Source organism: Nitrosopumilaceae archaeon (assembly GCA_035631875.1).
GTDB lineage: Archaea > Thermoproteota > Nitrososphaeria > Nitrososphaerales > Nitrosopumilaceae > TA-20.
On record DASQHX010000006.1, the window covers coordinates 98,735 to 107,897 of the forward strand.

The 9,163-nt window shown below is 36.9% G+C and carries 11 protein-coding genes; 7 read left to right on the top strand and 4 right to left on the bottom strand.

What is annotated here, in order from left to right; all coding sequences use genetic code 11:
* Window position 1 precedes the first annotated feature (1 nt).
* From VEU72_01510 to VEU72_01520, 3 genes are all read right to left on the bottom strand, one after another.
* A complete protein-coding gene (locus VEU72_01510) occupies window positions 2–418 on the bottom strand; it encodes a DoxX family protein (protein ID HYL65812.1) in 417 nt (138 codons plus the stop codon).
* 184 nt (window positions 419–602) lie between these two features.
* On the bottom strand, window positions 603–1,085 hold the full coding sequence (locus tag VEU72_01515) for a hypothetical protein (protein HYL65813.1): 483 nt from the start codon (window positions 1,083–1,085) through the stop codon (window positions 603–605).
* Between the two features lie 82 nt (window positions 1,086–1,167).
* Complete coding sequence (locus tag VEU72_01520; GenBank protein HYL65814.1) at window positions 1,168–1,452, bottom strand: hypothetical protein; 285 nt, start codon at window positions 1,450–1,452, stop codon at window positions 1,168–1,170.
* A gap of 364 nt (window positions 1,453–1,816) precedes the next feature.
* Here VEU72_01520 and VEU72_01525 point away from each other — a divergent pair, with 364 nt between their 5' ends.
* From VEU72_01525 to VEU72_01535, 3 genes are all read left to right on the top strand, one after another.
* Entirely contained in the window at window positions 1,817–2,086 is a 270-nt protein-coding gene (locus tag VEU72_01525) for an Lrp/AsnC ligand binding domain-containing protein (protein HYL65815.1), read from the top strand.
* 102 nt (window positions 2,087–2,188) lie between these two features.
* On the top strand, window positions 2,189–2,446 hold the full coding sequence (locus VEU72_01530) for an Lrp/AsnC ligand binding domain-containing protein (GenBank protein HYL65816.1): 258 nt from the start codon (window positions 2,189–2,191) through the stop codon (window positions 2,444–2,446).
* A gap of 393 nt (window positions 2,447–2,839) precedes the next feature.
* Entirely contained in the window at window positions 2,840–4,273 is a 1,434-nt protein-coding gene (locus VEU72_01535) for a hypothetical protein (protein HYL65817.1), read from the top strand.
* Between the two features lie 6 nt (window positions 4,274–4,279).
* Here VEU72_01535 and VEU72_01540 read toward each other — a convergent pair whose 3' ends face one another.
* A complete protein-coding gene (locus VEU72_01540; protein ID HYL65818.1) occupies window positions 4,280–4,582 on the bottom strand; it encodes a hypothetical protein in 303 nt (100 codons plus the stop codon).
* Between the two features lie 629 nt (window positions 4,583–5,211).
* Between VEU72_01540 and VEU72_01545 the strand changes: the two genes are divergently transcribed.
* The 4 genes from VEU72_01545 to VEU72_01560 form a co-directional block, all read left to right on the top strand.
* Window positions 5,212–5,682, top strand: coding sequence for a VOC family protein (locus VEU72_01545; GenBank protein HYL65819.1), 471 nt, complete (start codon window positions 5,212–5,214; stop codon window positions 5,680–5,682).
* Between the two features lie 121 nt (window positions 5,683–5,803).
* On the top strand, window positions 5,804–7,888 hold the full coding sequence (locus tag VEU72_01550; protein ID HYL65820.1) for a fibronectin type III domain-containing protein: 2,085 nt from the start codon (window positions 5,804–5,806) through the stop codon (window positions 7,886–7,888).
* 142 nt (window positions 7,889–8,030) lie between these two features.
* Window positions 8,031–8,606 carry a type VI secretion system tube protein Hcp gene (locus tag VEU72_01555; protein HYL65821.1) on the top strand — a complete coding sequence of 192 codons (576 nt, stop codon included), beginning with the start codon at window positions 8,031–8,033 and terminating at the stop codon, window positions 8,604–8,606.
* 205 nt (window positions 8,607–8,811) lie between these two features.
* The coding region (locus VEU72_01560) for a hypothetical protein (GenBank protein HYL65822.1) at window positions 8,812–9,163 on the top strand (352 nt) is incomplete at its 3' end.

A 9,163-nucleotide genomic window follows, 5' to 3' on the forward strand; every position in this document is an offset into this window, starting at 1 on the left:
ATCATTGTAGATAACGCGGAATTTTTTTAACTAGATATGATATAGATATTTTTCCCGGACCAATTGTTATTATGACTAGCGAGCCTGCAAGAAGTATTACTGGAAGATCAGCACCGTTTGGACCTATGAATTGCGATGCTTTATAGATGTAAAATATTACGCCAAGCATCACAAGGGAGAGAACCGATGCGGAAATTCTTGTCAATACACCAATTATTATCAAAATGCCAGGAACAAATTCCTCTATTGCAAAAAGATACTGCAGATGTACCGGAAGGCCAAACTGTGGTAGATAAGTAGCAAAGCCAGGATCAAACTTTGCATAGCCACCCGCAATAAAGATAACACCTATTGTCAATCGTAGTCCAAAATGAGAGATGTCATGGAACTTGCTTTGACGTATTTGTGCATCTGTCAAGATATGGTATTTTTTAATTGAGGTTAACTTAAGGGTATAGTAATTTTGTTAAATGATTAGAGTAATTACAAACCAGACAACTGGATTTTTTATTTTTGATATTGTTTAGTAATGACTAATGAGTCATCTAAAAACATCTTTGAGATTCCAAATGGATCCAAAATAAGATCGTGCACTTCTCAATTTATCTTGTGAAATAACTTGATTTCTTACCTATCACATTTACTAAAACAATGAAAACTGCCCATGCTATAAGAGAACTTGCCATGGCTGCTTGATATGGCTGCATTGTATAGTGGAGAAATTGGTAGTGTGAAAAGATCTTTGTCACAGCATAGAATGCTTCTGAGACAGAAATTGCAATTACGAGATTTTTTATGTTCTGCTTGGAAAATGCTGGATTTTTTTTGCCTACTATTGGATCACGATGAGCATATTTGTTGTCAATATAAAACGTAATTACAAAGAATGGAATATCAACACAGTATTCTGATAGCAAGGCAACTATGGCATTTACAAGCATATTGTTGTCATACATGGAATAAAGTTGAGCCCCAAGTGCACCTGAAAAATAACCAGCAATGCCAGATATGATGAGATTCCTGTTAAACAACACCATATCTCTATACTTGTTAAAAAATTTGTCTAGTGGTTCTATTGATGTCAAACATAGAGACTATAACAGTCAGAAATTATAGGACTGACATGTATTTTCTAATTACTTACTCGATAATTCCCATTTAAAGTGATTATTTTAACAAGACCGTTAAAAATGTCTCTGTTTTATTCTTGTAAGCAAACTCGGATAGTTGTTGTTCTATGGAATGGACAATTACTCTATGTGATGCTCCGTATAGTTCCTCTAAGATTTCCTTTAGATATTCTGGTTTTTCAAAACAATCAGGTATGTAACAGTGATATTTTTTGTATAGCTTACTTGTTACTTTGTCATATACTGGCTTTCCAATATCAAGCAGTGTTTTTGCAATGACAATAGTTGTCAATGCCTTCATGGTATCAGGTGGATCAATCATTGAGCGAATCCCTCTAGATATCTCATATAGACTAGAGGAACCTAGAGTCTATTAGATCGCGCATGTCATATTTTTTCACACGCACCTTTTCAAACGGTAAAATTGTGCTCAAAAGTAGGGTTCCCTGTTTGTTAATAAAACCAGCAAACTCAACTCCATGCCCTAAAAGATGACTTTCAAAAGACTTCAAGTCTATACTTTGGACCATGTCAAATCATTGTAATGAGTACGTCGCCGTAACTAATAAGAAAGCTCATTTGATTTCTAAAGGTCTTATAATTTACTTTCAAAATGCAACTTTCATGTTTTTAAGAATTTGAAATTCTATCACAAGTCTTTTTGCTTACAATCACCAATATGTTGTATGGTAGGTAAGGAAACAGCTTACATTATGATAAATTGCGAAGTAGGTTACGAAGAATCCATAATAGAGCAGTTAAAAACAATAGAAGGTGTCAAGTATGTACAAGGCGTACTTGGAAATTTCGATATTTTAGCAAGGATCGAAGTGGTATCAATAGATGCCTTGAGAGAAATAATAACCTCGAAAATTCGCAAAATCCAAAAAATTCGTTGCACTACAACAGTAATTTGTAGTAAAAATGGCAGATCTGATGAAGATGATGCTTGTTAAAATTCACATAACCGTTTATTGTTATCAAGAATTCCTGTTGTAATAGATTGATCTAGTCTGCAAATAATTCATACTCATATACAATGGGCGCGTAATAATATTATGCCAACAGCATACATTTTGCTAAATGTCAAACCTGAATCAGAGCTAGAAGTGATAAAACAAATCAAAAACACTGTAAAAACTGAGGATGAATCTCTAAGATATGAGATTCAAGGAGTATACGGTGTCTATGACATTATAGTAAAAATAGAATCAGAAAACATGGATGATGTGAAAAACATACTAGGTAAAATCAGAAGAATTGACAAAATATCCTCAACCATCACAATGCTGGTCATAGAAGAACAAGAAGTATAGATTCAATGCTAATGATCTTTCGATGTGAGTCCAAAATAGTTTGGTTAAACAAAAAAACCAAATAACAAATTAGTGACTTGATCAGCACACGGGAGTACATCCCAGTGAATCAGCGTTTGTGCGCCTCACTTACTCGTTGGTTGCTGACAAGTCATGCAGTTACAGAACCACTCTGCAATACTAAATACGTGTTTGTCTTACTTAAGGCATAGGGAAGAATCTTCTATGAGTCGTGTTTGGTACAGATATGAAGAATTTAGAATTATCAAATATGATCAATATCATGTTATTCTGATCTGCAAAACACTGAATCAAAAAAGAGAATTGTTCTATTAATTGATTACTTATCATAGAGAAGTATGCCCTAAATACTTTTGAAACAAAATCATACCCATGCTAAGGGATTACATATCTCTTACACTGGGAGTACTGACTCTTCTGATCGCTTCAGGCGCAGTCTATGGAATATTAACTATCAACACACAGATTCAGGCAAAACCAGAAACCACTATTCCAGATTATTCAAGCGAATTAGCTTCATTAAAATCTCAAATTAATTCTATGAACTCGCAAATTGGTTCGATGAGCTCTAGTCTTAGTTCTATGAATGGCAACCTTTCTACTCTTGATTCAGTAAAAAATGGTTTGATTGATGTTAACGCAAAATTAATTGAACTAGAAAAAAACACCAACCAAGCTTCACCTAGCGTACAGACTGCAAATTCACAACTCTCTGTTCTTTTAGACAAGCCTGTTTATCTCCAAGGTGATACAATAAAAATAGCGGCTATTGGAGCCACTCCCCAAAAGATAGTTCAAGTGGAATTAATTGATAGTTCAGGATACATCATAACCAACGGTCAGACATATGCAGATTCTGCAGGCAAAGTATCTTACAATATACAAATACCAAGCTCACAGATTTCAGGAAATTATCAGGTAAAGCTAGTCTCAGATCAACAGATATCATCAACACCAATCATTATACAATCTAGTACAAGCTCAACATCTAACACATCTACATTTACTGCACAGACTGACAAGACAACTTACTATACAAATGATCTAGTTCAGGTGACTGGAACAGCCCAGCCAAATACTGCTGTCACAGCAGTCTTTACAAGTGCGTCGGGATATACAGCTACCTCTAGTACAACTGCAAACGGTGATGGAAGTTATACCCTAATCTTTGACATCCTATCATCATATCAAACAGGAACCTGGACCATAACTTTGACTAATGTAGCACAAACAAAATCACTTTCTATATACATCCAATCGGGAAGCTCAAATACATTTACTGCACAAACTTCAAAATCAACTTACAACTCGGGAGATACAATTCAGATTTCTGGAACAGGTCAGCCAAACACTGCTGTCACAGGAGTTCTTACCAGCCCAACAGGCAGGACATACAATTCTGGCTCTACTGTAAGCACTGGCGGCAGCTATACTGTCTATTTTTCCAGTCTGCAGTATTATGAAACAGGAACATGGTCTGTTACTATGAATAATGCAGGACAATCAAAGACAATTACATTTTACATGCAGTCAACAAGCTCTACTACATTTACTGCACAAACCACCCAGTCCACCTATTCAAGGGGTGCAGTAATCGAGGTCACTGGTACAGGACAACCTAACACAATTGTAAATGAAGTGCTTACCAGTCCTTCAGGAGGTACATACAGTGCATCATCAACTATACAATCTGACGGCACATATGCTATATTCTTTCAAACATCAGCGTCATATCAAGCAGGAACATGGACCATATCTGTGAGCAACTCTTCACAATCAAAGACTCTGTACGTTATGTTACAATAAAATAACTTACTCCATTTTATTCTGGCCTACAAACTCCCGCATCAAAACCAAAATAAATGATAGGGTTCGAATGTTTTCCTGAGTGTAACTAAAGTGCTTAAATCTCAAATTCTCATCTAGTGTCAATCCCTTGTTCCAAATCTTGTGCATCTCTGATCTCTCTATAGTCCATACAGAATTTTGTGTGGTGATGTGAACTCTGCCTCCCAAGTACTTTGCTTGAAATTCACCTGTCTGGGATAAGGACTGGAACTGTCTTGATTCTGAAAGATCCTTTACTAGAATGTTCCAAAGATCTTCGAATTTCAACCATATCTGATATTATACAACTCTGATTTAACCAAATCTCTATCTATTTTGTTGCATAATTTGTAAAGACAAATTTGGAATGCTGTCTTTTCATAATACATACGATAATTATTAATAATAAATTTATAGTGGCAAATGTGGAAAGCAAAGCAAGAACTCTAGTTAGAACAATAAGTTTTCGCATAATTATAGTTATTATTTCTACCGTGATATTCTGGAATGCCACGCAGAATGTTTTACAAACCACTTTGTCATCTGTAATATTTAATGTTGCAGCTACGGCAGCTTATTACATTCACGAAAGAATATGGATCAGAATAAAGTGGGACCCAATGAAAAAAGATAGTTCCAAATCGGATTTCCGTCAAAATGATTTAATGAAATAAATTTATTTTGTAGTTACTACACCTATATCCATGAATTGATTTCATACTGTGAGAAGAGAAACAAATGACTGAAACATTAGAAAACCGCAAGATAGTTTCCGAGAAAGAATGGACAGAGGCACGTAAACAATTCCTTATCAAAGAAAAAGAGTTTACACGCTTTATATCAATTTTTTAAATGAATTATGAAAATATGGAAATCATTGTGGAAAATATTAAATATGCATCTGAAACACATCACACATGGTAAAACCAATCCCAGATGGATACCACTCTGTTACTCCAACGTTGACCATAAGTGGAGCATCTGATGCAATAGAGTTTTACAAGAAAGCCTTTGATGCAAAAGAAGTTTACAGATTTCCAGGACCAGACGGTAAATCAATAATGCATGCAGAAATCAGAATTGGAGATTCTCCAATCATGCTCTGTGATGAAATGCCACAAATGGGATGCCTGTCCCCAAAATCAATAGGCGGACCAAGCGGTTCAATATACCTGTATGTCAATGATGCAGACTCTGTCTTTAACAAGGCTGTTTCTGCAGGGGCAAAACCAATGATGGCAATGATGGATGGATTTTGGGGAGATAGGATAGGTGCACTCTCAGATCCTTTTGGTCACAGGTGGACAATAGCTACCAGAAAAAAAGACATGTCAAAAGAAGAAGTAGAAAAAGCTGGCAAAGAATTCATGAAAAACATGTGCCAGTAAACTTTGGTTTTCCAAAAATTATAGAAAAAAGTTTTGTAGCTAGTCTTACAGGATTAGAATCAATGCAATTTATCAGCAATCCCTAAAAATGATAACGTATGATTCAGGATAGTTGAGTCATGTGATTAAAAATGGTACCAGAAAAAAAGAATCTAAAATACCAGTTCTACTAACCATAATGACATCATCATGTCTTTTATTTCTGGTTGGGTATGATGCACAAGCATCAACAGTTCCTGATCCACCAGCTAGTCTTTCTGCAATACCTATCTCTCCTACTGTGGTTAGTCTGTCCTGGTCTCCGCCACAATACAATGGCAGTTCAGCAATCACACACTATAAAATAGAATCCAAAACTGCAACTACAAGCTATAGTACCTTAACCACACTAGGCAATGTTACCAAATACAACAACACAGGTCTTGTCACTGGTACGACCTACATATACAGAGTCTCTGCGATAAACTCTATTGGTACCAGTAATCCGTCATACGAGGCTGTGGCAACACCAAAAAGCACATCAGTACCACCCAAAAATATACCGCCTAGTCCGCCAACTGGCCTGACTGCCACAACATCTTCTGGAACCCAGATAAACCTCTCATGGAACCCGCCTGCAGGTAATGGCGGACCACCTGTCACAGGATACCAGATCCAATACCAATTAGATTCTGGCAGCTTTGTAAACCTTGTATCAAATACAAGAACTGCAGCCACCGGTTATTCTCATGTGGGATTGTCTGCTGGACATACTTATACTTACATAGTTTTTGCGATAAACTCAGTTGGAACAAGTAATTCATCAAACACATCTTCTGCAGTACCAATGCAGATTTCTTCAGCACCGTATCCACCAACAGGTCTTGTTGCAAATCCAGCTTCTCCAACAAGTATCAGTCTGTCATGGACTGCGCCGTCAAACAATGGTGGTTCAGATATCACTGGATATTTGGTAGAATACAAAGTCGGCACTGGCACATATTCTGTCTTGATTCCAAATAATGTTTCAACAACATACTTGCAGACGGGATTGATAACTGGTACAACTTACACTTATCGTGTTTCTGCAATAAATTCCATTGGCACTAGTGCTCCATCAAATGAAGCATCTGCGGTACCGATAAAAACATACATACCAACAGGTGTTACCGCAGTTGCTGATTCTCCAACTATGGTATATTTATCATGGATACCGCCTTCAGAAACTTTTGGACAATCAATTGCAGGATACAGAATTGATCAGAGACTTTCCTCAAATGTTTTCAATACTATGGTGGATAATACTGGCATAATTACAAATTATTCTATCAGTAACTTGTCTACTGGTAAGACCTATACTTTTGTTGTTGTTACACTTTTTACAGGAGGTACAGAGAGCAATCCTTCCTCAGAAGTTTCTGTAACACCAACGAGCACCTCTGCTCCGCCGCCTACCTCCACAACACCTAACCCAACACCTACTCCAACAACACAATCGTCTCTACCAAATTCTCCAACAGGTCTTAATGTCACCAAAGTTTCTCCATCAAGTGTACAGATTTCCTGGATTGCTCCATCAAACAATGGTAAACCTTCTGTAACAGGATATTATATTGAATACAAGGTTGGTTCAGGTGCATGGTCAGTTCTTACAGCAAATACTGGTATCAGCACATCCTATGTACACACGGGATTGGCAGTTGGCACATTCACTTATCGTGTTTCTGCCATAAATTCTGCTGGTACAGGAAGCCCCTCAACCGAAGCCTCCATTACACTTGTAAATAACACTCCCACTCCGCCGCCTGTAATCGAGTCCTCTGGTGGCATGATAAATGTCATCAATACTGATTATACAATAAGCTACAATATCATTGGTGGAAAATTACTTGGAATTAGCGCTGATCAAGCCACGTTTTCTTTACAAGTACAGCTCCAATCGAAAAGTGACGGAGTTTTGTCATTGAATTTGCCACGAGAATTAATTGATGCAAAAAAAGCAAATGGCACTGATGATGATTACATAGTAGCTTCAAATAATCAAATGTTCAAGTTTACTGAAACAAAAAATAGTGCTGTAAGAACTCTTGTAATTAGCTATCCTGCAGAAACCAATGAGATATCAATTTATGGAACCCACATTGTTCCAGAATTTCCAACTGCCTTGCTAGTCATGTTAATTGCTGTCACTTTGACAGTTGTGTTTTATAGAATTATGCCAATCTAGTTTTTTCTTTCTACGATCTTTTTTCATCTTTGGTCTTTCAAATTTCATTCCTGATATAGATCAGAAAATTTTCTAAGACAAATGATGCAAACTAAATCTAATTACATAAAACTTATCTAGATGATTATTGTTTTCAGAACAAATGAAACTTGCAATCATTCTGGTTGTAGTACTGGGATTGATTATAGCTAGCTCAAGTGCTTTTGCTGAAACAGATTCACACAAGATTTCTGGTGATCCTATCTACCTGAATTATGCTGGCATATCAGGTAACTCAAATGCAGGCGGCTGTAGTGGCATCCAACTTGATAGTTTCCAGTGGGGTGCTGGCACACAAACTGGAACACAAAGTAGCGGTTCAGGAGGAGGAGCAGGTAAAGTAAGATTTAATGAATTTACCATTACAAAAACAACGGATAAAGCATCTCCATTGTTTTTCAACCAGCTAGTGTCTGGAAAATCTGGACCAGCACAAATTACTCTCTGCAGAAAAGCAGGCGGTGAACAGCAGCCTTATCTCCAGTTCACATTAGGGAATACATTGATTTCATCATACAATATATCATCAGGCGGTGACCGTCCCTCCGAAAGTCTTACTCTAAACTTTCAAACATTAACTTTCATATGGTTTGAACAAAGTCCTAACGGTACTCCTACACCAATTTCTTCTGTATGTTTTGACGTCTTCACAAACAACGCTTGCTCATCTAATTCATAAATATCTGGAAAACATTTTTAGATTCTAGGATCGAAAGTTAGTACAAGTCATACAGGATTCAAATCAAAATTATGAATGAATCAATTGCCTATTTTGTTGAATTATTTTGAGAAAAGCAAGATTTGAAGTGCAAGTTTGCAAGCTTTCCAAAAATGAAAGATCATCTGTAAATACTATTAATTTTTACTTACCGTGGGTCTGGATAGTGAAAAAAATTCACACTCTTCCGATATTTGCGATTCTAGTATTTGTTCTATCATTCTCAATTCAAGATGCACATGCTATAGGCGGAACCATCTCTGATGGACCATCATGTGTATCAATAGGTGGTACATTTGATGCCCTTAACACATGTACTGTATCATCTTTGACAATTAATTCTGGAGAGACACTTACCATATCTGGAATAGAATTGAACATCATAGGCACCATCACTAACTCTGGTGACATTCTTGTCAACGGTGGCAGCGTTACTGTCAACGGTGGCGGTACACTTGACAACGGCGGAGGCGTTACTGTCAACGGCGTTGGCACAGCTCTTAACGGCGGCGTTACTG

What these genes read in the sequence shown, in the direction of transcription:
- VEU72_01535 (HYL65817.1), top strand. Translation starts at nt 2,840, where the DNA reads ATGCTAAGGGATTACATATCTCTTACACTGGGAGTACTGACTCTTCTG.
- VEU72_01555 (HYL65821.1), top strand. Translation starts at nt 8,031, where the DNA reads ATGAAACTTGCAATCATTCTGGTTGTAGTACTGGGATTGATTATAGCT.
- VEU72_01520 (HYL65814.1), bottom strand. Translation starts at nt 1,452, where the DNA reads ATGATTGATCCACCTGATACCATGAAGGCATTGACAACTATTGTCATT.
- VEU72_01545 (HYL65819.1), top strand. Translation starts at nt 5,212, where the DNA reads ATGGTAAAACCAATCCCAGATGGATACCACTCTGTTACTCCAACGTTG.
- VEU72_01525 (HYL65815.1), top strand. Translation starts at nt 1,817, where the DNA reads ATGGTAGGTAAGGAAACAGCTTACATTATGATAAATTGCGAAGTAGGT.
- VEU72_01530 (HYL65816.1), top strand. Translation starts at nt 2,189, where the DNA reads ATGCCAACAGCATACATTTTGCTAAATGTCAAACCTGAATCAGAGCTA.